Origin of the sequence: Citrobacter sp. 172116965 (assembly GCF_013458095.1) — a bacterium.
GTDB classification, from domain to species: Bacteria; Pseudomonadota; Gammaproteobacteria; order Enterobacterales; family Enterobacteriaceae; genus Citrobacter; species Citrobacter braakii.
The window spans coordinates 3,525,705-3,549,225 of record NZ_CP046673.1 but is presented as its reverse complement, the minus strand read 5'-3'; the positions used below and the strand labels follow the sequence as shown (position 1 = coordinate 3,549,225).

Sequence of the window (23,521 nt, the reverse complement as noted above, 5' to 3'; positions counted from 1 at the left end):
GTAACGTTTGTTTTTATTGGGGTAGCTAGAATAGAGCCGCCGCGGAGTAAGCATTACCAGGCTATGATCAAATCAGTAACACAGGGTATATAGACATCATTTGACGTGCTGTTACAATCGCTCACATCTAAACAGGCGGATACGTCATCGTTCCGTCATGGATGGCAATCAGCGATAGCCATAATACACAGGGAGACACTTATGAAGCTTCGCCTGTCGGCGCTTGCGCTGGGAACCACACTTTTGGTGGGGTGTGCGAGCTCTGGTACTGAACAGCAGGGGCGTTCGGACCCATTTGAAGGGTTCAACCGCACCATGTACAACTTCAACTTTAATGTTTTAGATCCATACGTTGTTCGACCGGTGGCAGTTGCCTGGCGTGATTATGTCCCGCAGCCGGCGCGTAACGGTTTGAGCAATTTTACCGGCAACCTTGAAGAGCCGGCCGTTATGGTCAACTACTTCCTGCAAGGCGACCCCTATCAGGGGATGGTGCACTTCACCCGTTTCTTCCTGAACACCCTGTTAGGTATGGGCGGATTTATCGACGTGGCGGGTATGGCTAATCCGAAGTTACAGCGCGTTGAACCACACCGTTTTGGTAGTACGTTAGGCCACTATGACGTTGGTTATGGACCGTATATGCAGCTTCCATTCTACGGCAGCTTCACGCTGCGTGATGATGGCGGCGACATGGTGGATACGCTGTATCCGGTACTGTCCTGGCTGACCTGGCCGTTGTCGATAGGTAAATGGACGGTTGAAGGGATTGAAACCCGCGCGCAACTGCTTGATTCCGACGGTCTGCTGCGTCAATCTTCCGACCCTTACATCATGGTGCGAGAAGCTTACTTCCAGCGTCATGACTTTATTGCGAACGGTGGCAAACTCAAACCAGAAGAAAACCCGAACGCGAAAGATATTCAGGACGATTTAAAAGAGATCGATTCCGAGTAAGGAAGGTTGAAAATAAAAAGGTGAGCTAAAAAGCTCACCTTTTTTATATCTGAAGAAAATCAGAATGCGTAGTTGAAGTTGGTACCGAACAGCCAGGCTTTACCTTCAGAATCGAAAGTATACGGGCCTTCTTTGACGGTCACTTTCTGGCCGTGCATATAAGAAACGCCTACGTCAATGGACGCGTCATCATTGAAGGCGTAAGTGGTACCCGCACTCAGCCACAGACGGTCCTGGTCCGGAATGGAGATGGAACGCTTGCTCGCAGGAACCGGGCTATCGTCATAGGCGATACCGGTACGGAAGGTCCAGCTTTTATCCATGTAATAAGTCGTACCCAGCGCGATGCGGTAAGAATCTTTGAACCCTTCTTCTTTATAGAACAGCGTCTGCCCGTTGGTGCCGGTTGCTTTCAGTTCCTGGAACTGACTCCAGCTGGTGTAAGCCATGCTGTAGTGAATAGCCCACTGTGGTGCAACGCGGTTGTAACCCGACAGTTCCCACATTTCCGGCAGGTTAAGCGTCAGAGAACCTGGGACGGTGGCGTTGGTGGTTCCCCAAGGGAACGCCGTGCCTGCGCCAGGTAACGCGTTGGCCTGGGTGCGGATGCCGCTCTTGTAATCGCCATCGAAGTCGATTTTGACTTCAGAACGATACGTTAAACCATAGCGGTTATTTTTATCCAGCTCGTACAAAATACCGGCGTTCCAGCCGTAACCCCATTCGTCACCTTTCAGGCTGGCAATTTTCTGGCTGACTTTTGGCAATGCGGCAGTTTGTTCACCGGAATAACGCTCAATTTTTGCATCGGCATAGACGGCATTAAAACCAACGCCAAAGCTCCAGCTATCATTCAGACGGTAGGCACCGCTCAGGTTCAGGTTGACCGTTTTAAGATCGGTCTTCCCGCCGTATTCGCCGACGATGTAGTTGTCGTTAAATTCGGTTGCCAGGCCATAGTTTGACGTGACAGAAGCCCCCCAACCAAACTGTTCGTTGATCGGCATTACGAAGTGAGCATTGGGAACCCACGCCGTAGGCGCGATGTTGTCCGCATCGGTGCTGCGTCCGGTGTATGGCGATTTACCGGAAATATTCACGTCTGGATCGATATACACCGCACCCGCTGAAAAAGTAGGGCGGTCAAACATCATAATCAGCGCCGGGTTACGACTGGCGTTACCTGCATCATCTGCAATAGCGCCTTCACCCGAATATGCTCGGCCAAGGCCAGAGGAAGAAAATTCGTTTAACTGAAAGCCTGCAGACCAGGCCTGTGTGGAGATAATTGCCACTGCGACTGCGAGAGCAGACTTTGTAAACAGGGTTTTCTGGCTCATGACCATAACCTCATTGATTTATTTTTATACAAACAATGTTACATACCGTAACAGGAGCGCGAAGTGTAGGGTCTGAGGTACAACTTAGAAATCAGACCAGTGCCGAGAGTATAGGTCTGACCAGATGAAATGTTGCAAGTATGTTTATAAATATTTTCAATTCTGATCTCAGAAACGCGATCCAGCTGGCAAAATTGCGGGTATGCACACTCACCTGTTTGGGTGATTTTTGTTTTAGATCATTTTTAAGTGTGATTTCGGTCACTTATCCCATTTCATACAATTAACGACTGGAGAGGCGAATAATGGGAGCGTAAAATATCCCCATCGTTTATCTGGCACCACAGGTGCGAATACAGAGGAAATCTACAATGAGTAAATGCAGTGCTGATGAAACCCCGGTTTGCTGCTGTATGGATGTTGGCACCATCATGGACAACTCCGATTGCACCGCGTCATACAGCCGTGTGTTCGCGAATCGTGCAGAGGCAGAAGAAACGCTGGCCGCTCTGACTGAGAAGGCGCGTGGCGTGGAATCTGAGCCTTGCCAAATCACCTCGACCTTTACTGAAGAGTCTGAAGGTGTGCGTCTGGATATCGACTTTGTTTTTGCCTGTGAAGCTGAAACGCTGATCTTCCAACTGGGTCTGCGTTAATCCCTTCTTTAAAAGCCCTTGTTACCCGGTAGCAAGGGCTTTTTCGTCACTGTCAGTGATTATTCACTGTGTCTTAGCTCCCACTTTCTTTTCTCCCTGCTTGGCTAAATGTAAAAAATTGGTTAAGACTGTGATCAGGTCAGACCACTTATTTTTATTTTTTACAGGGGAGTGTTATGAGTCAGGCTTTACCGCTGGTTACCCGCCAGGGCGATCGCATCGCCATCGTAAGCGGATTGCGTACGCCATTTGCCCGCCAGGCAACCGCGTTTCATGGCATTCCCGCCGTAGATTTGGGGAAAATGGTCGTTGGCGAGCTGCTGGCGCGCAGCGAAATTTCTGCTGATGTCATTGAGCAACTGGTCTTTGGCCAGGTGGTGCAAATGCCCGAAGCCCCAAATATTGCTCGTGAAATCGTGCTGGGAACCGGGATGAATGTGCACACCGATGCCTACAGCGTAAGCCGAGCCTGCGCCACCAGCTTCCAGGCGGTGGCGAATGTTGCGGAAAGCCTGATGGCGGGGACTATCCGCGCAGGAATTGCCGGCGGTGCGGACTCCTCGTCAGTTCTGCCTATTGGCGTTAGCAAAAAGCTGGCGCGGGTGCTGGTGGATGTCAATAAGGCCCGGACCACCGGTCAGCGTCTTAAGCTTTTCTCCCGACTGCGCTTACGTGACCTGATGCCCGTACCGCCAGCCGTCGCCGAGTATTCCACCGGTTTACGCATGGGGGATACGGCCGAGCAAATGGCCAAAACTTATGGGATTACGCGAGAGCAACAGGATGCCCTGGCGCACCGTTCTCATCAGCGCGCCGCTCAGGCGTGGTCTGAAGGAAAACTGGCAGATGAGGTGATGACCACCTACGCGCCACCTTTCAAAGATCCTTTTTCAGAAGATAACAATATTCGCGGTAACTCTACGCTGGCCGATTACGCCAAACTGCGTCCGGCCTTTGACCGAAAGCACGGCACCGTTACCGCGGCGAACAGTACCCCGCTAACGGACGGCGCAGCCGCCGTGATTATGATGACGGAATCGCGTGCGAAAGAGTTGGGGCTGGTGCCGCTGGGATACCTGCGTAGTTTTGCCTTTACCGCCATCGATGTCTGGCAGGACATGCTGTTGGGGCCGGCGTGGTCAACGCCGCTTGCCCTGGAGAGAGCGGGTCTGACCATGGCTGATTTAACCCTGATCGATATGCATGAAGCATTTGCCGCACAAACGCTGGCGAATCTTCAACTGCTGGGTAGCGAACGTTTTGCCCGCGAAGTGCTCGGCAGGGCGCATGCCACGGGCGAGGTTGATGACAGTAAATTTAACGTGCTGGGCGGATCGATTGCCTATGGACACCCCTTCGCCGCCACCGGTGCTCGCATGATCACCCAAACTCTCCATGAGTTACGACGTCGTGGTGGTGGTTTTGGTTTAGTGACAGCCTGTGCAGCAGGTGGTCTGGGTGCGGCAATGGTTCTGGAGGCGGAATAATGGAAATGACATCGGCTTTTACGCTAAACGTACGTCTGGATAACGTCGCTGTTGTTACCATTGATGTGCCCGGAGAGAAAATGAATACCCTGAAGGCGGAATTTGCCTCTCAGGTTCGGGTCATTCTGAAACAAATTCGCGATAACAAAGCATTACGCGGCGTGGTGTTCATTTCGGCGAAACCCGATAACTTCATTGCCGGGGCGGATATCAACATGATTGGTCGCTGTCGCAGCGCGCAGGAAGCTGAAACGCTGGCACGCCAGGGGCAGCAGATTATGGCGGAAATTAATGCCTTGCCGATCCCCGTTATCGCCGCAATTCATGGCGCCTGTCTCGGCGGTGGCCTGGAGATGGCGCTGGCGTGCCACAATCGTATTTGTACCGATGATGCTAAAACCGTACTGGGTTTACCGGAAGTGCAGCTTGGTCTGCTGCCCGGCTCTGGCGGTACCCAGCGGTTGCCCCGTCTGATTGGCGTCAGTACCGCGCTGGATATGATCCTCACCGGAAAACAACTACGCGCAAAACAGGCGCTGAAAGTGGGTTTAGTGGATGAAGTTGTACCGCATACCATTTTGCTGGAAGCGGCCGTAGAACTGGCCAAAAAGGATAGTCCCGCACACCGTACTCTGCCGGTGCGAGAGCGTGTGCTAGCGGGGCCGCTGGGGCGGGCGCTGTTATTCCGCATGGCCAGTAAAAAGACGGCGCAAAAAACGCAGGGCAACTACCCTGCAACAGAACGTATCCTTGAGGTCATCGAAACCGGCCTGGCGCAAGGCAGCAGCAGCGGTTACGACGCCGAAGCCCGCGCGTTTGGCGAACTGGCGATGACATCTCAGTCTCAGGCGCTGCGGCACATCTTTTTTGCCAACACCGATGTGAAAAAGGATCCCGGAAGTGATGTGAAGCCCGGCCCGCTAAACAGTGTAGGCATTTTGGGCGGCGGTCTGATGGGGGGCGGTATTGCCTATGTGACGGCCTGTAAAGGCGGCTTGCCAGTGCGTATCAAAGATATAAATGCCAAGGGAATCAACCACGCGCTGAAGTACAGCTGGGATCAGCTTGAAACGAAGGTTCGCCGCCGTCATATCAAAGCCAGCGAGCGTGATAAACAGCTGGCGCTGATTTCGGGATCAACCGATTACCGTGGCTTCGCTCATCGCGATCTGGTTATTGAAGCCGTATTTGAAGATCTGGCGTTAAAACAACAGATGGTGGCAGAAGTTGAGCAAAATTGCGCATCTCATACCATTTTTGCCTCTAACACCTCATCTTTGCCAATTGGCGATATTGCGGCGAAAGCTGCCAGGCCTCAACAAGTAATTGGTTTGCACTTCTTTAGCCCGGTGGAAAAAATGCCGCTGGTCGAGGTTATCCCGCATGCCACGACCTCTGAGCAGACAATTGCCACAACCGTTAAACTGGCGAAAAAGCAGGGCAAAACGCCGATAGTGGTCAGAGATAAGGCCGGATTTTATGTTAACCGCATTTTAGCGCCATACATTAACGAAGCTATTCGTATGCTGACCGAAGGCGAGCGGGTTGAAGCTATTGACGCCGCGCTGGTTAAGTTTGGTTTTCCGGTCGGGCCAATCCAACTTTTGGATGAGGTCGGAATTGACACGGGCACTAAAATTATACCAGTGCTTGAGGCTGCATATGGAGAACGTTTTAGCGCGCCTGCAAATGTTGTTGCTTCAATTTTGAATGACGATCGCAAAGGTAGAAAAAATGGTCGGGGTTTCTATCTTTATGGAGCGAAAGGGCGTAAAAGCAAAAAACAGGTCGACCCTGCAATTTATACGCTTATTGGCGTCCAGGGTCAGGGCCGACTCACCGCCGCGCAGATCGCCGAGCGGTGCGTCATGTTAATGCTCAATGAAGCAGCACGCTGTTTCGATGAGAAGATTATCCGCAGCGCGCGTGATGGCGATATCGGCGCTGTATTTGGTATTGGTTTTCCGCCCTTCCTCGGCGGCCCGTTCCGGTATATGGATTCGCTCGGCGCGGGTGAAGTGGTTGCTGCTCTGCAACGACTGACCACGCAATACGGCTCGCGGTTTACGCCGTGTGAGCAGTTATTGCAGATGGCGGAACGCGGTGAAAGATTCTGGAGTAATGGGGAAACTGACCTGAATTCATGAGGTCAAAGGTAGGATGAATCCGCACTGAATGTATGGGTCGCGCTCAAAATGTAAACAGAGATTGACTATACTTACGCCGTTGAGGTAAAAAACAGCGTTTCATTCGGTGAATGGATAAGGCACAATGCCGGCCACCACATCGTTACCACGGTCAATAGGGGCTGTGGATAAAGGTGTCGGTGATTCTGGTTAACAAAAGCGGTGCAATATGCAAGTTTTTATCATGCGTCACGGCGACGCAGCCCTTGATGCCGCCAGTGATTCGGTTCGTCCCTTAACCTCCTGTGGTTGTGACGAATCTCGCCTGATGGCGAACTGGCTGAAAGGTCAAAAAGTGGATATCGAACGTGTTCTGGTGAGCCCGTTCCTACGAGCCGAACAAACGCTGGATGTGGTGGGGGAGTGTATGAACCTGCCAACCGGTGTGGATGTTTTGCCGGAGTTGACTCCCTGCGGCGATGTCGGTCTGGTCAGCGCCTATTTACAGGCTCTGGCCAATGAAGGTATCGCCACGGCGCTGGTCATCTCTCACTTACCTTTAGTGGGGTATCTGGTGTCTGAACTTTGCCCAGGCGAAACACCGCCGATGTTTACCACATCAGCGATTGCCAGCGTAACGCTTGATGAGAGCGGGAAGGGTACTTTTAACTGGCAGATGAGCCCGTGTAACCTAAAAATGGCAAAAGCGATTTAAAAAGCCTGGAATCGGATAAGGCACAGCCGTCATCCGGAAAATCAAAGGGCCGCAAATGCGGCTCTTTCTGTTTTTCTGGATCAGGGAAGTTCGGGCGGTTGCCACTCTTCCACTTCAATCAGCAGCAGCAGCGCGGCGTCGCCACCGTACTCTTTTGGCGCTTGATGAAAGGCCATCACGTGCGGATGCTGCGCCAGCCAGAGCGGCGTTTGCTGCTTAAGAATATGTTTTCCGTGACCATGCATTACGCAAGCGCAAAACACATGCTCACGACGACAGGCGGCAATCAGCGCGCCTAACTCCTGTTTGGCCTGCTGCTGGGTCAGCCCGTGCAGATCGAGAAACAGCTCCGGGGAGTAATCGCCACGGCGCATTTTCTTCAGTTCGAAATGGCTGACGTCGGCACGCAGATATCTTACCGGGCCGTCCGTATTCAGCAGCGGCTGAAACTCGTCCGAGAAATAGTGACTGGCATCAGCTTGTTCCTGCAGCAGCCTTTTAACCGGAACCTCGGTAATTTTTTTACGTAGCGGTCGGTGAACAATGGTGTCCTGTTTAATTTTACGCGTGCCGGTCATCAGCTGGCGAAACAGCGTCTGATCCTCCTCGCTGAGCGATGTTTTCTTTTTCATTCGAGAGTCTCATCTTTTATTTTTCGTTAGTTTAACCCGACTCGGCGGGCATCCGATCGCTTAAAACGCAATTTTCGCGCTCAGGCCCTGTGTGAATGCTGATTTATCGCCGTCTTCGTGGCAAACTAGCCGCCGAAATTAATACGAGCATGCCCTGGAGGAATACGTGGATAAAATTTTCGTCGATGAAGCAGTGAGTGAACTGCATACCATTCAGGACATGTTGCGTTGGGCGGTCAGCCGTTTTAGCGCGGCGAACATCTGGTATGGCCATGGCACGGATAACCCATGGGACGAGGCCGTACAACTGGTGCTGCCGTCACTTTATCTGCCGCTGGATATTCCAGAAGATATGCGTACCGCGCGTCTGACTTCCAGCGAGCGCCATCGCATTGTTGAACGCGTGATTCGCCGCGTCAACGAGCGCATTCCGGTCGCTTATTTGACCAACAAAGCCTGGTTCTGCGGGCATGAGTTTTATGTTGATGAGCGCGTGTTGGTACCACGTTCGCCGATTGGCGAGCTTATTAATAACCGCTTTGCGGGCCTTATTAATGAGCAGCCGCAGCATATCCTGGATATGTGTACCGGCAGCGGCTGTATTGCCATTGCCTGCGCCTATGCTTTCCCGGAGGCCGAAGTGGATGCGGTGGATATTTCCACCGACGCGCTGGCGGTGACCGAACACAATATTGAAGAGCACGGCCTGATCCATCATGTTACGCCGATCCGTTCCGATCTGTTCCGCGATCTGCTGAAAGTCCAGTATGACCTGATTGTGACCAATCCGCCGTATGTCGATGCGGAAGATATGTCCGATCTGCCAAACGAATATCGTCATGAACCTGAGCTGGGTCTGGCGTCCGGCAGCGATGGACTAAAACTTACCCGCCGCATTCTGGGTAACGCTCCGGACTACCTGTCAGATAACGGTATTCTGATTTGTGAAGTCGGAAACAGCATGGTACATCTGATAGAGCAATACCCGGATGTACCGTTCACCTGGCTGGAGTTCGACAACGGCGGTGAAGGTGTATTCATGCTGACCAAAGAGCAGTTAGTTGCTGCTCGCGAGCACTTCAGCATTTATAAAGACTAAATACACGCGCACATACACAACACTCATAACGGAGCCGTGATGGCAGGAAACACAATTGGGCAACTCTTTCGCGTAACCACTTTCGGTGAATCACACGGGCTGGCGCTCGGTTGTATTGTCGATGGTGTTCCGCCGGGCATTTCTCTGACAGAAGCTGACCTGCAGCACGATCTCGACAGACGCCGTCCGGGCACATCGCGCTACACTACGCAGCGTCGTGAGCCGGATCAGGTGAAAATCCTCTCCGGCGTGTTCGAGGGCGTTACCACCGGCACCAGCATTGGCCTGTTGATCGAAAATACCGATCAGCGTTCACAGGATTACGGCGCGATTAAGGACGTTTTTCGTCCCGGACACGCCGACTATACCTATGAGCAGAAATATGGCCTGCGTGACTACCGTGGCGGCGGACGCTCATCCGCACGTGAAACGGCGATGCGCGTTGCGGCCGGAGCGATTGCCAAAAAATATCTGGCGGAAAAATTCGGCGTTGAAATTCGCGGCTGTCTGACGCAGATGGGTGATATTCCGCTGGAGATCAAAGACTGGTCCCAGGTGGAACTTAACCCGTTCTTTTGTCCAGATCCGGATAAACTCGAGGCGCTGGACGAACTGATGCGTGGGCTGAAGAAAGAGGGCGACTCCATCGGGGCGAAGGTGACCGTAGTTGCAAGCGGCGTACCAGCGGGTCTCGGCGAACCTGTATTTGACCGCCTGGATGCTGATATCGCTCACGCGCTGATGAGCATTAACGCCGTTAAAGGCGTTGAGATTGGCGACGGTTTTGACGTTGTTGCACTGCGCGGCAGCCAGAACCGTGATGAAATCACCAAAGAAGGTTTCCAGAGTAATCATGCGGGCGGCATTCTTGGTGGGATCAGCAGTGGGCAACAAATCATTGCTCATATGGCGCTGAAACCGACCTCCAGTATTACCGTTCCAGGGCGCACCATTAATCGCTTTGGTGAAGAAGTCGAAATGATCACCAAAGGTCGTCACGATCCGTGTGTTGGGATCCGCGCCGTGCCAATCGCCGAAGCGATGCTGGCGATCGTGTTGATGGATCACCTGCTGCGTCAGCGGGCGCAAAATGCGGACGTGAAGACCGATATTCCACGCTGGTAAGAGATGAAAAAAACGGCACTTGCGGCGCTGGCTCTGTTTGCCAGCACCGCCTGTCTGGCGGCGACGCCCTGGCAGAAAATTACCCATCCGGTTGCAGGCAGCGCGCAGTCTATCGGCGCGTTCTCCAATGGCTGTATTGTTGGCGCAGATACGCTGCCTGTACAGTCAGAACACTATCAGGTGATGCGCACCGATCAGCGCCGTTACTTTGGCCATCCGGATCTGGTGATGTTTATCCAGCGTCTGAGTAATCAGGCCAACAATCTGGGGCTGGGTACGGTGTTAATCGGCGATATGGGCATGCCGGCCGGTGGGCGATTCAATGGCGGTCACGCCAGCCACCAGACGGGACTGGATGTAGATATTTTCCTGCAACTGCCGAAAACCCGCTGGACCCAGTCGCAACTGCTGCGGCCGCAGGCGTTAGATCTGGTCTCACAGGATGGCAAACGTGTCGTGCCGTCACTCTGGAAGCCGGAGATTTTCAGCCTGATCAGGCTGGCGGCAAAAGATAATGAAGTCACGCGTATTTTCGTGAATCCGGCGATTAAGCAGCAACTTTGTCTGGATGCAGGGACCGACAGGGACTGGTTGCGTAAAGTGCGGCCATGGTTCCAGCATCGTGCGCATATGCACGTACGGTTGCGTTGTCCTGCCGACAGTCTTGAGTGCGAAGATCAACCGTTACCACCACCGGGTGACGGCTGCGGCGCGGAGCTGCAAAGCTGGTTCGAACCTCCGAAACCTGGAACCACCAAGCCTGAGAAGAAGACACCGCCGCCGTTGCCGCCTTCCTGCCAGGCGCTACTGGACGAGCATGTACTCTAATGGATCATTTTGCCTCTCTGTTTATGGTGTCGCCACTGCTGTTAGGTGTGCTTTTTTTCGTGGCGATGCTGGCAGGTTTTATTGATTCTCTGGCCGGAGGCGGTGGTTTACTCACTATTCCGGCATTGATGGCGGCCGGGATGCCACCCGCGCAAGCGCTGGCCACCAATAAGCTACAGGCCTGTGGAGGATCTATCTCTTCCTCCCTCTATTTTATTCGCCGGGGCGTGGTTAATCTGGCGGATCAGAAGCTCAATATCTTCATGACTTTTATCGGCTCAATGAGCGGCGCGCTGTTGGTTCAGCACGTGCAGTCAGATATTCTGCGCCAGATCCTGCCGGTTCTGGTTATCTGTATTGGCCTTTACTTTCTGTTGATGCCGAAAGTGGGGGAAGAGGACCGACAGCGTCGGTTGCATGGGTTGCCTTTCGCGCTGGTGGCCGGGGGCTGCGTCGGCTTTTACGATGGCTTTTTTGGTCCGGCTGCGGGGTCGTTCTACGCGCTGGCTTTTGTCATGCTGTGCGGCTACAACCTGGCGAAATCGACGGCCCACGCCAAAGTATTAAATGCCACATCGAATATCGGCGGGCTGTTGCTGTTTGCCCTCGGCGGCAAAGTGATTTGGGCGACCGGATTTGTGATGCTCATTGGCCAGTTTATTGGCGCACGGATGGGCTCACGGCTGGTGCTCAGTAAAGGACAAAAACTCATTCGGCCAATGATCGTCATTGTCTCCGCCGTGATGAGCGCCAAGCTACTTTATGATAATCATGGACAGGAGATTCTCCACTGGCTGGGGATGAACTAATGAATAATACCCATCACTACGAACAGTTAATTGAGATTTTTAACGGCTGCTTTGCCGATGAATTTAATACCCGTCTGATTAAAGGCGATGACGAACCGATCTATCTTCCTGCGGATGCGGAATTACCGTATCACCGTATCGTTTTTGCGCATGGCTATTACGCCAGCGCGTTACACGAAATTTCACACTGGTGCATCGCCGGTAAGGCGCGGCGTGAACTGGTCGACTTCGGTTACTGGTATTGTCCGGACGGACGCGACGCGAAGACGCAATGCCAGTTTGAAGACGTGGAAGTGAAGCCGCAGGCGTTTGACTGGCTGTTTTGCATGGCGGCGGGCTACCCGTTTAACGTCAGTTGCGACAACCTTGAAGGGGACTTTGAACCGGATCGCGTGGTATTCCAGCGCCGTGTTCATGCTCAGGTGATGGAGTACCTGGAAAAGGGGATCCCTGAACGTCCGGCGCGCTTCATTAACGCGTTACAGAATTATTATCACACGCCTGAACTTAAGGCGGAACAATTCCCGTGGCCCGAAGCGCTCAACTGAAGTCGCTGCCACGTTTACAATGAGGAAAGAAGATGATCGCGGAGTTTGAATCACGCATTCTGGCATTAATCGACGATATGGTAGAGCACGCCAGCGATGATGAGTTGTTTGCCAGTGGCTATTTGCGTGGACACCTGACGCTGGCCGTGGCCGAACTGGACGCTGGCGAGGACCATTCCGCTGAGGCATTGTACGCCAATGTGACCAGCAGCCTGGAAAAAGCCATCAACGCAGGCGAACTATCGCCGCGTGACCAGGCGTTAGTGAAAGAAATGTGGGACACTCTGTTCCAGAAGGCTACTGCACAATAATTGCGGTAAATTGTGCCGGATGGCGACGCTCTGATGTCTTATCCGGCCTACCTTGTTGGGGTGTTTGTAGGCCTGATCAGCGTAGCGTCATCAGGCCATCCTTTTATTTCACCGCTTTACCCTTCAATAACTTCCTGACCCACAGACGATTTGGATTTAGCGCCGCCAGCGTGCTGGCATCCATGGGAATCGGTTCATTGCTCATTTGCGACGCCAGAATTTCTGCACACAGTGGGGCAGTACACAGCCCGCGCGATCCCAGCGCGCCTAGCATAAATAAATCGGAATAAACCGGCGCGCTTACGGCGTGCTCTTTGTCTGCAGCAAGTGTGGTGTACTGGCTGAGCGTGGCGTCATAGTCCGCGACGTTGCCGACCATTGGCATGTGATCGCGCGTGGCGCAGCGCACCCCACAGCGGGCGGCATTGTCACTAACGTCTACCTCTTTTGTCCACACAGCGTTCGGGAAGCAGTCGATTAAGCGTTGACGGTTTTGTTGCTGATCGTCCTCGCGATACGCTGTCTCTTCACTCCCTCGATGATAGCTGGCGCCAATGCAGTGCTGCTGATTTTGCGGGTTGTGCGGCGTGAGGTAGCCGTCATAGCACAGCACCTGACGTAACGCTGAAAGTGCAGGTGTGGTGGGAATATGACTCACCTGACCGCCCACGGAGTACACCGGTAGCGGCTGCGTTTGCTCAAAACCGCTAATGCGATGACCGTTAGCCAGAACGACTGCTGCGTGAGAGGCGGTTTCTCCACTGGAAAACTGCAATTGCCAGCTTGCTGTCTGGCGAATCAGTGAGGCCAGCGTATGTTGGTAGCGGGTGCGTAATCCCAGGGTTGTTGCATAGTCCAGTACCGCGGCGGTTAACTGCGCCGGGTACAGCCATCCTCCGGCCGGATACTGAATCCCGCCGCATCCGGTTTCCACACCTGTTGTTTGTAAAACCTGCTGTGCGTCAACCCCGACGGCGAGCGCAGCGGGCAGTTCAAGGGACAGCATCTGGGTGATTTTTTGCTGGCTTTTCTCATCCCACGCGAGTTGCGTCACGCCGCACCAGTCATGCGCGAACTCAACGGGGAGGGCGTCATACAGTCGACGGGCGAAGGTAAACGCAGTGGGGAAAAAGAGATTAATGGCTGCGTCATGTTTGCTAAGTAGGGGGTAGAGCGCCCCCTGGCGATTACCGGATGCGCCCCCGGCAGGTTTATCGTCGGCGCAATACAGCGTGACCTGCCAGCCGCGGCGCAATAACGCCAGTGACAGCAATGCGCTGGCAATTCCTCCACCAATAATGGCGGCTTCGCGCTTATCTGTTCCCGTACGCGCAAACCATGGCGCCGAGGACGTGAACGTCTGAGTCTGTTCCATCACGCCACAGAGCATTTCGCGTTTGCGCCCAAAGCCTTTGCATTTTTGCATTGTAAACCCGGCTTCCTGCAACCCCCGACGTACAAAGCCTGCCGAGGTAAAGGTTGCCAGCGTCCCGCCGGGACGAGCCAGTCGGGCCATCGCGTTAAACAGCGTTGGCGTCCACATATCCGGGTTTTTTGCCGGTGCGAAACCGTCCAGGAACCAGGCGTCCACCTTTTGATTCAGAGAGTCATCCAGCGTACTGGTCAGTTCGTTTATATCGCCAAACCACAGATCCAGCGTGACGCGCCCATCATCAAGCAGCAGGCGATGACATCCCGCCAGCGGCATCGGCCATTGTTCTTGCAGTGCCGTGGCCCACGGGGCAAGTTCTGGCCAGTGCTGGTGGGCTAAGGTGAGATCTTCACGCGTCAGCGGATATTTTTCAAAGCTGATGAAATGTAATCTTTCCAGGGTAGCTTCAGGGTGGGTATCGCGAAAATCGGCAAATGCCTGCCAGAGCGTGAGGAAGTTAAGTCCAGTGCCAAACCCGCTTTCTGCCACCACGAAGAGGGGACGTGAATGCGCAGGGAATCGTTGTGCGAGATGGTTACCGCCGAGAAAGACGTAACGTGTCTCTTCCAGCCCGTTATCATTAGAAAAATAGACATCGTCAAAATCTCGGGAAACAGGTGTACCCTCAGCGTTGAATTCAAGGTTGGCAGGTTGTATAGCGTATTGTTTCACGTAAGTTACTCGTCTGACAGGCTGTGCCCCGATCTTAGCGATGAGTGCCTGGCTGCGCAAATTTCCACATAAAATGGCTGATCGGACTTGTTCGGCGTACAAGTGTACGCTATTGTGCCACTCGAAACTTTAAAATAGTGCGACTTACAGAGGTATTGAATGAAACGTGCAGTGATTACTGGCTTGGGCATCGTTTCCAGCATCGGTAATAACCAGCAGGAAGTCCTGGCATCTCTGCGTGAAGGACGTTCAGGGATCACTTTCTCTCAGGAGCTGAAGGACTCCGGCATGCGTAGCCACGTTTGGGGCAACGTAAAACTGGATACCACTGGCCTCATTGACCGCAAAGTAGTGCGCTTCATGAGCGACGCATCCATCTATGCATTCCTATCGATGGAGCAGGCAGTGGCTGATGCCGGCCTTGCTGCAGAAGATTACCAGAACAACCCGCGCGTTGGCCTGATTGCAGGTTCCGGCGGCGGCTCCCCACGTTTTCAGGTGTTCGGCGCTGACGCAATGCGTAGCCCACGTGGTCTGAAAGCGGTTGGCCCGTATGTGGTCACCAAAGCGATGGCGTCCGGCGTTTCTGCCTGCCTCGCAACGCCGTTCAAAATCCACGGCGTAAACTACTCCATCAGTTCTGCCTGTGCGACATCTGCGCACTGCATCGGCAACGCGGTAGAACAAATTCAGCTGGGCAAACAGGACATCGTTTTTGCTGGCGGCGGCGAAGAGCTGTGCTGGGAAATGGCGTGTGAATTCGATGCAATGGGCGCGCTGTCTACCAAATACAACGACGATCCGTCAAAAGCTTCCCGTACCTATGACGCAAACCGCGACGGTTTCGTTATTGCTGGCGGCGGCGGTATGGTCGTGGTTGAAGAACTGGAGCACGCTCTGGCACGTGGCGCGCACATCTATGCGGAAATCGTCGGTTACGGCGCAACGTCCGATGGCGCAGACATGGTTGCTCCGTCTGGCGAAGGCGCAGTACGTTGCATGCAGATGGCGATGCACGGTGTAGACACGCCGATCGACTACCTGAACTCTCACGGTACCTCGACTCCGGTTGGTGACGTGAAAGAACTGGGCGCAATCCGCGAAGTGTTTGGCAACAACAGCCCGGCAATCTCCGCAACCAAAGCGATGACCGGTCACTCACTGGGCGCGGCTGGCGTGCAGGAAGCTATCTACTCTCTGCTGATGCTGGAACATGGCTTTATCGCGCCAAGCATCAACATTGAAGAGCTGGATGAGCAGGCGGCAGGTCTGAACATCGTGACCAAACCGACCGAGCAGGCGCTGACCACCGTGATGTCCAACAGCTTCGGCTTTGGCGGCACCAACGCTACGCTGGTTATGCGTAAGCTGAAGGCGTAAGTCTCAGCTTGAATACGAAAAAAGGGAGCCAACAGGCTCCCTTTTTACTGTGTTTAATTCGGCATTTTTTCGTATTCCGGCGCGATCTCAGCAGACCATGCTCTGGCTCGCGTAATCTCTCCGGCATTGTAAATGGGCTGCTCGTAATGACGACCCGCGTCCCGGACACGATAAATTTTCCACCGTTCTTCCTCCCAACGGGTATATACCTCCAGTTGAATAGGGGCTGACTCAGTGCCTAACTGCAGGTTCAGTTTTTCACCGCCGAGGAATGGCTGCGCCTGTCCAACCCGCAACAGCGGGATCCATGCCGGTGCGTAATCCTGCACATACATAAAGTAGTCCGCTTGCACGATCTCCTGCTCATAAAGCGTATCAATTAGCGCCAGACGCCCGATAACCTCTTTGGCGACATAGCGTTGCAGTAATGCTGATGTTTCGCGGGGCGCATCCGGATCCTGAGTGTAGTTCTTCATCCACGAAAGATAGAACTGTTTCACATCCTGCGTGCTGTCACGGTGAGAAGGGGTACAGCCACAAATCAACAGGATGAGAACAATCAGTGGAAAGGCTTTCATTACTTCTTCCTGTAAATGGTGTATGACGGCTTTGCGGTCCGATAACCCGGACCGGCCCACATGTCTCGCTGTTTGAAGTCGGAATACCAGTCATGACCGTCATATATCGCCATGTGACCGCTCGGGTTTCCATTAGCATAAGGTTGAATGATGATGACATCCCCTTCGCGCGGCTCTTCAAGCGCGCCAATGGCGCTGAAACCGGCGTTTTTCAGCATCGGACCATAATCTTTGGCATGGTAAGTGCGCCCAAGAGTAACGCCGCCTGCCTGAACAGCTTTGCGGGTATATTCCGCACAGCGCCCTTGTGAATGTGAACTCGCGTGCGATTTGGCGTAATTGACCGCCACCTTTTTATCCCAACTCATAACGACTCCTGTTAATAACATACGTAATAGCAATTACGTGATGCTTTAACAGTATTTACGCAATTGGAAATGGCAAATAGTGCTATTAATATTCTCAATATATTAAGCTGGGATATTTATTAATTTATATGCTCGATAAATTACGAGTGATCTATTTAATATTCAGTATTACTTGTTTTATCCTCTGGCTGCTGGCGTGGATAGCGTGACGGCCAAATCACGTCTGGCGAGGTTTCGAGCGCCTGCGCAATGATCTGCTCCGCTCTGGGCCAGCTTCGGGTAAATACATTGCGCAGTGAATCGGGCGATAATCCAGCCGCACGAGAAAGATCTCTGAGCGTGATTCCTTTTTTTTCCAGTGCACTTTTAATATCTGCACGATGCCAGTCTTGGCTTTTGTGTTCCATTCTGTAATCCTAAGGAAATGTGTTATCGGCGCCGATATTTTTCAGGGTATAAACCAGAGAAACAAAAGAATGTAACTTTCTTTTTGGTCACTGGAATATTGCCAGAATAAAACTGAAATTTCGCGCAAAAGAAAAAATATTTTTTATTCCACAGGCAGAAAGGAAAGAAACTAATGGCAAAAGAGTGGTTCACGGTAAAGGAATGTCTTGAATTACCGGGGTTTCCAGGAAGCGCGCCTGCGGTTCGTTCCCGTTTAAACATGTACAGTGAAGGCAAAGAGGGCGTGAAGCGCAAACGTGTTAAATCAAAGGCTGAGGAGTTTCATATCTCCATTTTCCCTTTGTATCTCCGTCCTTACCTGAAAGAAACTGAAAAGGTGCTGGCCTTAGAGAGCCGTTCCGTACAGGAAGCGGAACCGAAAGAGATCTGGGATATGATGTTCAGACTGCTGACGCCGGGGCAGCGCAAGCAGGTGACCGGACTGTTTGGCACAAAAGGAATTGATGCGGTATTTCCTTTTTTATTCGACGAAAAGTCGTCTTTACCGTGAACCGACCTGGTGAGATTTCAGGGTTGACAAATTTAGTGGCTCACAGGCAGACTTCGCACTCAACATTATCTATCTGATAATGCGTAAGCGTTTAACGTTATCCAACGCACCTTAATCCTGAAAGTCAGGTAGAGGGGGCGTGGACATTCCTCGCCTTACTCTGCATTTTGGAGTAACGCATGACAGCTGTAACCCAACAAGAAAAAACACCTTCGGCGAACTTTTCGCTGTTTCGTATCGCTTTTGCAGTTTTCCTGACCTATATGACGGTCGGCCTACCTTTGCCCGTTATTCCTCTGTTTGTGCATCAGGAGCTGGGCTATGGCAACACCATGGTTGGTATCGCCGTAGGCGTACAGTTTCTGGCAACGGTATTAACGCGCGGCTACGCCGGGCGCTTAGCCGATCAATATGGCGCCAAACGTTCGGCGCTACAGGGGATGTTTGCCTGTGGGTTGGCGGGTGCGGCGTGGTTGTTAGCCGCGCTATTGCCTGTCTCTGTCCCTGTAAAATTTGCATTGTTAATCGTCGGGCGTTTGATCCTCGGTTTTGGCGAAAGCCAACTGCTCACCGGAACGCTGACCTGGGGGCTTGGGCTGGTCGGTCCAACACGCTCGGGTAAGGTGATGTCGTGGAACGGGATGGCTATTTACGGTGCGCTGGCCGCCGGTGCGCCGCTGGGCTTGCTAATCCATAGCCACTTTGGCTTCGCGGCGCTGGCGGGAACGACAATGGTATTACCGCTGCTGGCATGGGCATTCAACGGCACCGTTCGCAAAGTGCCTGCTCATGCAGGAGAACGCCCTTCTTTATGGAGCGTGGTAGGGCTTATCTGGAAACCGGGCCTGGGCCTGGCGCTGCAGGGCGTTGGTTTTGCGGTGATCGGTACGTTTATTTCACTCTATTTTGTCAGCAACGGCTGGACGATGGCGGGGTTCACCCTGACCGCGTTTGGTGGGGCGTTTGTGCTGATGCGCATTCTGTTTGGCTGGATGCCGGATCGGTTCGGAGGCGTGAAGGTAGCCGTTGTCTCCTTACTGGTTGAAACCGCGGGGCTGATTCTGCTGTGGCAGGCCCCATCAGCATGGATTGCGCTGCTCGGGGCGGCATTAACCGGGGCAGGATGTTCGCTTATCTTCCCGGCATTGGGCGTAGAGGTTGTGAAGCGAGTGCCCGCGCAGGTTCGCGGTACGGCGCTGGGCGGTTACGCCGCGTTTCAGGATATCTCCTACGGCATAAGCGGCCCGGTCGCCGGGGTGCTGGCCACCGCGTACGGTTATCCCTCGGTATTCCTTGCCGGAGCGATATCCGCCGTGGTGGGGATTGTCGTGACGCTGCTTACGCTGAGCAAAGGTTAAGCGACCAGCCAGAAAATGGCTAATGCGATCATTAACGCGACAAACAGCAATCCCGGTCGTGCCGACAGAGATTTAACCGTTTCAATCATCGGCGCGAACGGGCTGTAAATAGGCTGAAGATGGCGCGGATCGTTTAGCTCGCGTTCCCGTTCTACGCGGCGCAGGAAGATTTGATTCAGCAAGTCCTGCACCTGCACCGTGGTCAGAATCGTTTGTGGTTGGATCTGATACGTCTGCTGCGCGTACTCTTTTATTGCCGTCAGCTCATTCGGCTCTAATGGCAGCTTCAGGGCCGCCTGGAGCGTTTGTAGCGTCGGGGCGCTTTGCAGGCTGAGCGTCTGGCGCGCCTGCAGCCAGGTGACCAGATGAGTAAACTGTTTGGCGGGGATCAGCTCACCGCTTTTTACGCCAGACAGCTCTAACATTGACTGCCAGATCATCTTACCTGACTCTCCCGTGGCCGCCGCCAGTTTGGTAACCAACTGGTTCAGCGTATTGTGCTCTGCGGGTAATAACGGACGATCGGTGGCCGGGCGCTGTTGCGGTTGCGGTATAGAAAGCTGCCCTTGTTGCAGCAGCGTGAGCACGTTCTTCAACTGCTCAGGCGTGAGCTGGCTGAGCGCCGTTTGCCCATACTGCTGACGGATAAAATCACTTACCGCCTGGCGGTTATTTCCCTGACTCAGTAATTCAGTGAGCTGTGAGAGAACCTGACGATTAGCATGATTTTGCTGAGCAACACCCAGCCGCTGATTCAGGTTTTGCTCCGCGGCAGGAAAGTGACGTGATTGCAGCGGTGTATCACTTTTGACGCCCAGATCGTGCTTCATTCCGGCCCACACCTCGGCGCTTTGCTGTTGGGTGAGTGAAATCAGACGGGTAATCAGTCGTTCCAGCACGGTACGTTGTTGTGTGGATAACGGTTGTTCACCCGCAGCAGAAGGGGCATTTTGGCCTTCGCCGGGAGGGCGTGCGGGTGTACCTGAAATGGGCTGCATCATCTCTGTTCCTTAAATCTGTGCTGACCAGGTCTCGCAGTATGCCTGGCGGCGAGATTATGGCACACTTGCCCGGTTAACTCTCGTTCTCAAACAGGTGCGAAAGACGTGAAAATCCTCGTTGATGAAAATATGCCCTATGCCCGCGAACTGTTCAGTCGTTTGGGGGAGGTCAAAGCGGTTCCCGGTCGCCCGATTCCCGTTGCCGAACTGGATGATGCGGATGCCTTAATGGTGCGCTCGGTGACGAAAGTAAATGAATCACTGCTTAGCGGAAAACCGGTTCAATTTGTCGGCACGGCAACCGCAGGCACGGACCATGTGGATGAAGCCTGGCTTGCGCAGTCGAAGATCGGCTTTTCCGCAGCGCCCGGCTGTAACGCGATTGCGGTCGTAGAATATGTTTTTTCAGCGTTGCTGATGCTGGCGGAGCGCGACGGGTTTGCGTTACGCGATCGTACTGTAGGCATCGTAGGCGTGGGCAATGTGGGCGGCCGTTTGCAGGCACGTCTGGAAGCACTGGGGATCCGCACGCTGCTGTGCGATCCGCCGCGAGCCGATCGCGGTGACGAGGGAGATTTCCGCTCGCTGGACGAACTGGTAGAGCAAGCCGATGTGTTGACTTTCCATACGCCGCTGTTTAAAGACGGACCGTACAAAACGCTGCACCTGGCAGATGATGCGCTGATTAGCCGGCTGAAGCCGGGCACCATTGTGATCAACGCCTGCCGCGGGCCAGTCATCGACAATACGGCATTGCTGAACCGATTGAATGCCGGGCAGTCGCTGAGCGTCGTGCTGGATGTCTGGGAAGGGGAGCCGGATCTCAATGTGGCATTGCTGGAGAAAGCCGATATCGGCACGGCGCACATTGCCGGGTATACCCTGGAAGGAAAAGCGCGCGGCACCACGCAGGTCTTTGAGGCTTTTAGCAAGTTTATTGGTCGCGAACAACACGTTGCGCTCAATACCCTGTTACCTGCGCCGGAATTTGGTCGTATCACACTGCATGGCCCGTTAGATCAGCCAACGCTGAAAAGGCTGGTGCATTTAGTGTATGATGTGCGCCGCGATGATGCGCCGCTGCGTAAAGTCGCTGGAATTCCGGGTGAGTTTGATAAGCTGCGTAAAAATTATCTTGAGCGCCGTGAATGGTCGTCTTTATACGTGATGTGTGACGACGCAACGGCTGCTGCCTTGCTGTGTAAGCTAGGTTTTAACGCTGTTTATCACCCGGCACATTAATGTCTTCTTAATGCTCCCTGTCGAATAATGCGACAGGGACGCTTACGTATTTCTGGAGTAAATCACCATGTCTGAAGGCTGGAATATTGCCATTCTGGGCGCAACGGGCGCCGTAGGCGAAGCCCTGCTCGATACGCTGGCTGAACGCCAGTTCCCGGTCGGTGAAATTTATGCGCTGGCGCGTAATGAAAGCGCAGGTGAGCATCTGCGTTTTAACGGTAAATCGGTCCTTGTTCAGGACGTTGTAGACTTTGACTGGACGCAGGCGCAACTGGCATTTTTTGTTGCGGGCGCTGAAGCCACCGCCGCATGGGTGGAAGAAGCGACCAATGCCGGTTGCCTGGTTATCGACAGCAGTGGCCTGTTCGCGCTTGAGCCGGACGTTCCGCTGGTGGTTCCGGACGTTAACCCGTTCGTACTGGCGGATTACCGCAACCGCAATGTGATTGCGGTCCCTTCCAGCCTGACCAGCCAACTGCTGTCTGCGCTGAAGCCGCTAATTGATGACGGCGGGCTGTCACGTATTACGGTGACCAATATTATTTCCGCTTCCGCTCACGGTAAAAAAGCCGTAGATGCGCTTGCCGGACAGAGCGCGAAACTACTGAACGGCATCCCGATTGACGATGACGATTTCTTTGGCCGTCAGCTGGCGTTCAACATGCTGCCGCTGCTGCCGGATCGCGAAGGTAGCGTGCGCGAAGAGCGTCGTATCGTCGATGAAGTGCGCAAAATTATGCAGGACGACGGGCTACTTATCTCCGCCAGCATCGTGCAGTCGCCGGTATTTTATGGCCACGCACAGATGGTGAATTTTGAAGCTCTGCGTCCGTTGGCGGCGGAAGAAGCACGTGATGCGTTTTCACGCGGTGAGGACGTAGTGTTGTCAGAAGAGACCTATATCCCGACGCAGGTTGGCGATGCGTCAGGTACTCCGCACCTTTCAGTTGGCTGTGTGCATAACGATTACGGGATGCCGGAACAGGTTCAGTTCTGGTCTGTGGCAGACAACGTACGCTTTGGCGGCGCGTTGATGGCGGTTAAAATTGCGGAAAAACTGGTGCAGGAGTACCTGTACTAATGTCTGACCTGCAACAGCCGTCAACCCATAAAATTGCGCTGGGCATTGAGTATGACGGCAGCAAATATTATGGCTGGCAGCGCCAGAACGAAGTGCGTAGCGTTCAGGAAAAACTGGAAAAAGCGCTCTCTCAGGTGGCGAATGAACGCATCACTGTCTTTTGTGCGGGACGCACGGATGCGGGCGTTCATGGCACAGGGCAGGTCGTGCACTTTGAAACGACTGCCCAGCGTAAAGATGCAGCCTGGACACTGGGGGTAAATGCGAATTTACCTGGTGACATTGCTGTGCGCTGGGTGAAAGCTGTACCCGATGATTTCCATGCCCGATTTAGCGCCACGGCTCGCCGTTATCGCTACATCATCTACAATCATCGGTTGCGCCCTGCGGTTTTAGGTAAAGGGGTAACCCATTACTATGAACCGCTGGACGCTGAGCGTATGCATCGTGCGGCCCAGTGTTTGATTGGCGAAAATGATTTTACTTCGTTTCGGGCGGTGCAGTGTCAGTCGCGCACACCGTGGCGTAACGTGATGCACATTAACGTTGAACGTTTTGGTGCATATGTGGTGGTGGATATTAAAGCGAATGCCTTTGTACATCATATGGTCAGGAATATTGTCGGCAGCCTGATGGAAGTAGGCGCCAACAACCAGCCGGAGAGCTGGATAGCAGAACTGCTAGCGGCGAAGGACAGAACGCTGGCAGCGGCAACGGCGAAAGCGGAAGGATTGTATCTGGTTGCAGTAGATTACCCGGAACGGTTCGACCTGCCAAAACCGCCTATGGGCCCGCTATTTCTGGCGGACTAATTTGAG

The 23,521-nt window shown here is 53.5% G+C and carries 24 protein-coding genes; 17 read left to right on the top strand and 7 right to left on the bottom strand.

Going from position 1 to position 23,521, the window contains the following annotated elements; genetic code table 11:
- Positions 1-201 precede the first annotated feature (201 nt).
- Positions 202-957: a phospholipid-binding lipoprotein MlaA gene (gene mlaA, locus GPJ68_RS17300; RefSeq protein WP_003028190.1), complete on the top strand. Its 756-nt coding sequence runs from the start codon at positions 202-204 to the stop codon at positions 955-957.
- Positions 958-1,016: 59 nt separating this feature from the next.
- Here mlaA and fadL read toward each other — a convergent pair whose 3' ends face one another.
- Positions 1,017-2,297: a long-chain fatty acid transporter FadL gene (fadL, locus tag GPJ68_RS17295; protein ID WP_016157062.1), complete on the bottom strand. Its 1,281-nt coding sequence runs from the start codon at positions 2,295-2,297 to the stop codon at positions 1,017-1,019.
- A gap of 371 nt (positions 2,298-2,668) precedes the next feature.
- Here fadL and GPJ68_RS17290 point away from each other — a divergent pair, with 371 nt between their 5' ends.
- From GPJ68_RS17290 to sixA, 4 genes are all read left to right on the top strand, one after another.
- On the top strand, positions 2,669-2,953 hold the full coding sequence (locus GPJ68_RS17290; RefSeq protein ID WP_003834838.1) for a YfcZ/YiiS family protein: 285 nt from the start codon (positions 2,669-2,671) through the stop codon (positions 2,951-2,953).
- 176 nt (positions 2,954-3,129) lie between these two features.
- Complete coding sequence (gene fadI / locus GPJ68_RS17285) at positions 3,130-4,440, top strand: acetyl-CoA C-acyltransferase FadI (protein ID WP_016153879.1); 1,311 nt, start codon at positions 3,130-3,132, stop codon at positions 4,438-4,440.
- Positions 4,440-6,587, top strand: coding sequence for a fatty acid oxidation complex subunit alpha FadJ (fadJ, locus tag GPJ68_RS17280; RefSeq protein WP_053389552.1), 2,148 nt, complete (start codon positions 4,440-4,442; stop codon positions 6,585-6,587). The genes fadI and fadJ overlap by 1 nt, the downstream gene beginning before the upstream one ends.
- Before the next feature lie 208 nt (positions 6,588-6,795).
- Positions 6,796-7,281, top strand: coding sequence for a phosphohistidine phosphatase SixA (gene sixA / locus GPJ68_RS17275; RefSeq protein ID WP_003028179.1), 486 nt, complete (start codon positions 6,796-6,798; stop codon positions 7,279-7,281).
- An 80-nt stretch (positions 7,282-7,361) separates the two neighbouring features.
- On the opposite strand, the gene smrB is transcribed toward sixA, so the two are convergent.
- Positions 7,362-7,913 carry an endonuclease SmrB gene (gene smrB / locus GPJ68_RS17270; RefSeq protein WP_016157059.1) on the bottom strand — a complete coding sequence of 184 codons (552 nt, stop codon included), beginning with the start codon at positions 7,911-7,913 and terminating at the stop codon, positions 7,362-7,364.
- Positions 7,914-8,079: 166 nt separating this feature from the next.
- Here smrB and prmB point away from each other — a divergent pair, with 166 nt between their 5' ends.
- The 6 genes from prmB to GPJ68_RS17240 are packed head-to-tail and all read left to right on the top strand — an operon-like array spanning position 8,080 to position 12,633.
- Positions 8,080-9,012 (top strand): 50S ribosomal protein L3 N(5)-glutamine methyltransferase, encoded by a 933-nt coding sequence (gene prmB / locus GPJ68_RS17265; RefSeq protein WP_016157058.1) that lies wholly within the window; start codon positions 8,080-8,082, stop codon positions 9,010-9,012.
- Positions 9,013-9,051: 39 nt separating this feature from the next.
- Positions 9,052-10,137, top strand: a complete 1,086-nt coding sequence (aroC, locus tag GPJ68_RS17260) for a chorismate synthase (RefSeq protein ID WP_003028170.1) — start codon at positions 9,052-9,054, stop codon at positions 10,135-10,137.
- A gap of 3 nt (positions 10,138-10,140) precedes the next feature.
- A complete protein-coding gene (mepA, locus tag GPJ68_RS17255; RefSeq protein WP_016153875.1) occupies positions 10,141-10,965 on the top strand; it encodes a penicillin-insensitive murein endopeptidase in 825 nt (274 codons plus the stop codon).
- Positions 10,965-11,774, top strand: a complete 810-nt coding sequence (locus GPJ68_RS17250; protein WP_016153874.1) for a sulfite exporter TauE/SafE family protein — start codon at positions 10,965-10,967, stop codon at positions 11,772-11,774. The genes mepA and GPJ68_RS17250 overlap by 1 nt, the downstream gene beginning before the upstream one ends.
- A complete protein-coding gene (locus tag GPJ68_RS17245) occupies positions 11,774-12,322 on the top strand; it encodes an elongation factor P hydroxylase (RefSeq protein ID WP_016153873.1) in 549 nt (182 codons plus the stop codon). Before GPJ68_RS17250 ends, GPJ68_RS17245 begins: the two co-directional genes overlap by 1 nt.
- A 32-nt stretch (positions 12,323-12,354) precedes the next feature.
- Positions 12,355-12,633 carry a YfcL family protein gene (locus GPJ68_RS17240; protein ID WP_049042587.1) on the top strand — a complete coding sequence of 93 codons (279 nt, stop codon included), beginning with the start codon at positions 12,355-12,357 and terminating at the stop codon, positions 12,631-12,633.
- Between the two features lie 103 nt (positions 12,634-12,736).
- Here GPJ68_RS17240 and mnmC read toward each other — a convergent pair whose 3' ends face one another.
- Positions 12,737-14,737, bottom strand: coding sequence for a bifunctional tRNA (5-methylaminomethyl-2-thiouridine)(34)-methyltransferase MnmD/FAD-dependent 5-carboxymethylaminomethyl-2-thiouridine(34) oxidoreductase MnmC (mnmC, locus tag GPJ68_RS17235; RefSeq protein WP_180836888.1), 2,001 nt, complete (start codon positions 14,735-14,737; stop codon positions 12,737-12,739).
- Between the two features lie 159 nt (positions 14,738-14,896).
- Between mnmC and fabB the strand changes: the two genes are divergently transcribed.
- A complete protein-coding gene (fabB, locus tag GPJ68_RS17230; protein WP_016157055.1) occupies positions 14,897-16,117 on the top strand; it encodes a beta-ketoacyl-ACP synthase I in 1,221 nt (406 codons plus the stop codon).
- A gap of 53 nt (positions 16,118-16,170) precedes the next feature.
- Here the strand turns inward: fabB and GPJ68_RS17225 are convergent, their stop codons facing one another.
- The 3 genes from GPJ68_RS17225 to GPJ68_RS17215 all read right to left on the bottom strand — a co-directional run bounded on the left by GPJ68_RS17225 (position 16,171) and on the right by GPJ68_RS17215 (position 17,470).
- Positions 16,171-16,695 (bottom strand): YbjP/YqhG family protein, encoded by a 525-nt coding sequence (locus GPJ68_RS17225; protein WP_047416323.1) that lies wholly within the window; start codon positions 16,693-16,695, stop codon positions 16,171-16,173.
- Positions 16,695-17,063 carry an NlpC/P60 family protein gene (locus GPJ68_RS17220; RefSeq protein ID WP_016153868.1) on the bottom strand — a complete coding sequence of 123 codons (369 nt, stop codon included), beginning with the start codon at positions 17,061-17,063 and terminating at the stop codon, positions 16,695-16,697. Before GPJ68_RS17220 ends, GPJ68_RS17225 begins: the two co-directional genes overlap by 1 nt.
- 155 nt (positions 17,064-17,218) lie before the next feature.
- Complete coding sequence (locus GPJ68_RS17215; RefSeq protein ID WP_016153867.1) at positions 17,219-17,470, bottom strand: helix-turn-helix domain-containing protein; 252 nt, start codon at positions 17,468-17,470, stop codon at positions 17,219-17,221.
- A 173-nt stretch (positions 17,471-17,643) separates the two neighbouring features.
- Between GPJ68_RS17215 and GPJ68_RS17210 the strand changes: the two genes are divergently transcribed.
- Positions 17,644-18,021 (top strand): hypothetical protein, encoded by a 378-nt coding sequence (locus GPJ68_RS17210; RefSeq protein WP_016157053.1) that lies wholly within the window; start codon positions 17,644-17,646, stop codon positions 18,019-18,021.
- 179 nt (positions 18,022-18,200) lie between these two features.
- Complete coding sequence (locus tag GPJ68_RS17205; protein WP_088583049.1) at positions 18,201-19,379, top strand: MFS transporter; 1,179 nt, start codon at positions 18,201-18,203, stop codon at positions 19,377-19,379.
- Here the strand turns inward: GPJ68_RS17205 and flk are convergent.
- A complete protein-coding gene (flk, locus tag GPJ68_RS17200) occupies positions 19,376-20,377 on the bottom strand; it encodes a flagella biosynthesis regulator Flk (protein WP_016153864.1) in 1,002 nt (333 codons plus the stop codon). The genes GPJ68_RS17205 and flk overlap by 4 nt on opposite strands.
- 108 nt (positions 20,378-20,485) lie before the next feature.
- Between flk and pdxB the strand changes: the two genes are divergently transcribed.
- The 3 genes from pdxB to truA all read left to right on the top strand — a co-directional run bounded on the left by pdxB (position 20,486) and on the right by truA (position 23,515).
- The gene (pdxB, locus tag GPJ68_RS17195; protein WP_016153863.1) at positions 20,486-21,622 is read left to right on the top strand and encodes a 4-phosphoerythronate dehydrogenase PdxB; all 1,137 of its coding nucleotides are present in this window, start codon (positions 20,486-20,488) and stop codon (positions 21,620-21,622) included.
- Positions 21,623-21,689: 67 nt separating this feature from the next.
- Positions 21,690-22,703, top strand: coding sequence for an aspartate-semialdehyde dehydrogenase (locus GPJ68_RS17190; RefSeq protein WP_016157051.1), 1,014 nt, complete (start codon positions 21,690-21,692; stop codon positions 22,701-22,703).
- Entirely contained in the window at positions 22,703-23,515 is an 813-nt protein-coding gene (gene truA, locus GPJ68_RS17185) for a tRNA pseudouridine(38-40) synthase TruA (protein WP_016157050.1), read from the top strand. Before GPJ68_RS17190 ends, truA begins: the two co-directional genes overlap by 1 nt.
- The last annotated feature ends 6 nt before the right edge of the window (positions 23,516-23,521 follow it).

Bases quoted from the DNA above. Each gene is read 5' to 3' on its own strand.
- mlaA (WP_003028190.1), top strand. From the start codon at position 202: ATGAAGCTTCGCCTGTCGGCGCTTGCGCTGGGAACCACACTTTTGGTG.
- fadL (WP_016157062.1), bottom strand. From the start codon at position 2,297: ATGAGCCAGAAAACCCTGTTTACAAAGTCTGCTCTCGCAGTCGCAGTG.
- GPJ68_RS17290 (WP_003834838.1), top strand. From the start codon at position 2,669: ATGAGTAAATGCAGTGCTGATGAAACCCCGGTTTGCTGCTGTATGGAT.
- fadI (WP_016153879.1), top strand. From the start codon at position 3,130: ATGAGTCAGGCTTTACCGCTGGTTACCCGCCAGGGCGATCGCATCGCC.
- fadJ (WP_053389552.1), top strand. From the start codon at position 4,440: ATGGAAATGACATCGGCTTTTACGCTAAACGTACGTCTGGATAACGTC.
- sixA (WP_003028179.1), top strand. From the start codon at position 6,796: ATGCAAGTTTTTATCATGCGTCACGGCGACGCAGCCCTTGATGCCGCC.
- smrB (WP_016157059.1), bottom strand. From the start codon at position 7,913: ATGAAAAAGAAAACATCGCTCAGCGAGGAGGATCAGACGCTGTTTCGC.
- aroC (WP_003028170.1), top strand. From the start codon at position 9,052: ATGGCAGGAAACACAATTGGGCAACTCTTTCGCGTAACCACTTTCGGT.
- mepA (WP_016153875.1), top strand. From the start codon at position 10,141: ATGAAAAAAACGGCACTTGCGGCGCTGGCTCTGTTTGCCAGCACCGCC.
- GPJ68_RS17250 (WP_016153874.1), top strand. From the start codon at position 10,965: ATGGATCATTTTGCCTCTCTGTTTATGGTGTCGCCACTGCTGTTAGGT.
- GPJ68_RS17245 (WP_016153873.1), top strand. From the start codon at position 11,774: ATGAATAATACCCATCACTACGAACAGTTAATTGAGATTTTTAACGGC.
- GPJ68_RS17240 (WP_049042587.1), top strand. From the start codon at position 12,355: ATGATCGCGGAGTTTGAATCACGCATTCTGGCATTAATCGACGATATG.
- fabB (WP_016157055.1), top strand. From the start codon at position 14,897: ATGAAACGTGCAGTGATTACTGGCTTGGGCATCGTTTCCAGCATCGGT.
- GPJ68_RS17225 (WP_047416323.1), bottom strand. From the start codon at position 16,695: ATGAAAGCCTTTCCACTGATTGTTCTCATCCTGTTGATTTGTGGCTGT.
- GPJ68_RS17220 (WP_016153868.1), bottom strand. From the start codon at position 17,063: ATGAGTTGGGATAAAAAGGTGGCGGTCAATTACGCCAAATCGCACGCG.
- GPJ68_RS17215 (WP_016153867.1), bottom strand. From the start codon at position 17,470: ATGGAACACAAAAGCCAAGACTGGCATCGTGCAGATATTAAAAGTGCA.
- GPJ68_RS17210 (WP_016157053.1), top strand. From the start codon at position 17,644: ATGGCAAAAGAGTGGTTCACGGTAAAGGAATGTCTTGAATTACCGGGG.
- GPJ68_RS17205 (WP_088583049.1), top strand. From the start codon at position 18,201: ATGACAGCTGTAACCCAACAAGAAAAAACACCTTCGGCGAACTTTTCG.
- flk (WP_016153864.1), bottom strand. From the start codon at position 20,377: ATGCAGCCCATTTCAGGTACACCCGCACGCCCTCCCGGCGAAGGCCAA.
- GPJ68_RS17190 (WP_016157051.1), top strand. From the start codon at position 21,690: ATGTCTGAAGGCTGGAATATTGCCATTCTGGGCGCAACGGGCGCCGTA.
- truA (WP_016157050.1), top strand. From the start codon at position 22,703: ATGTCTGACCTGCAACAGCCGTCAACCCATAAAATTGCGCTGGGCATT.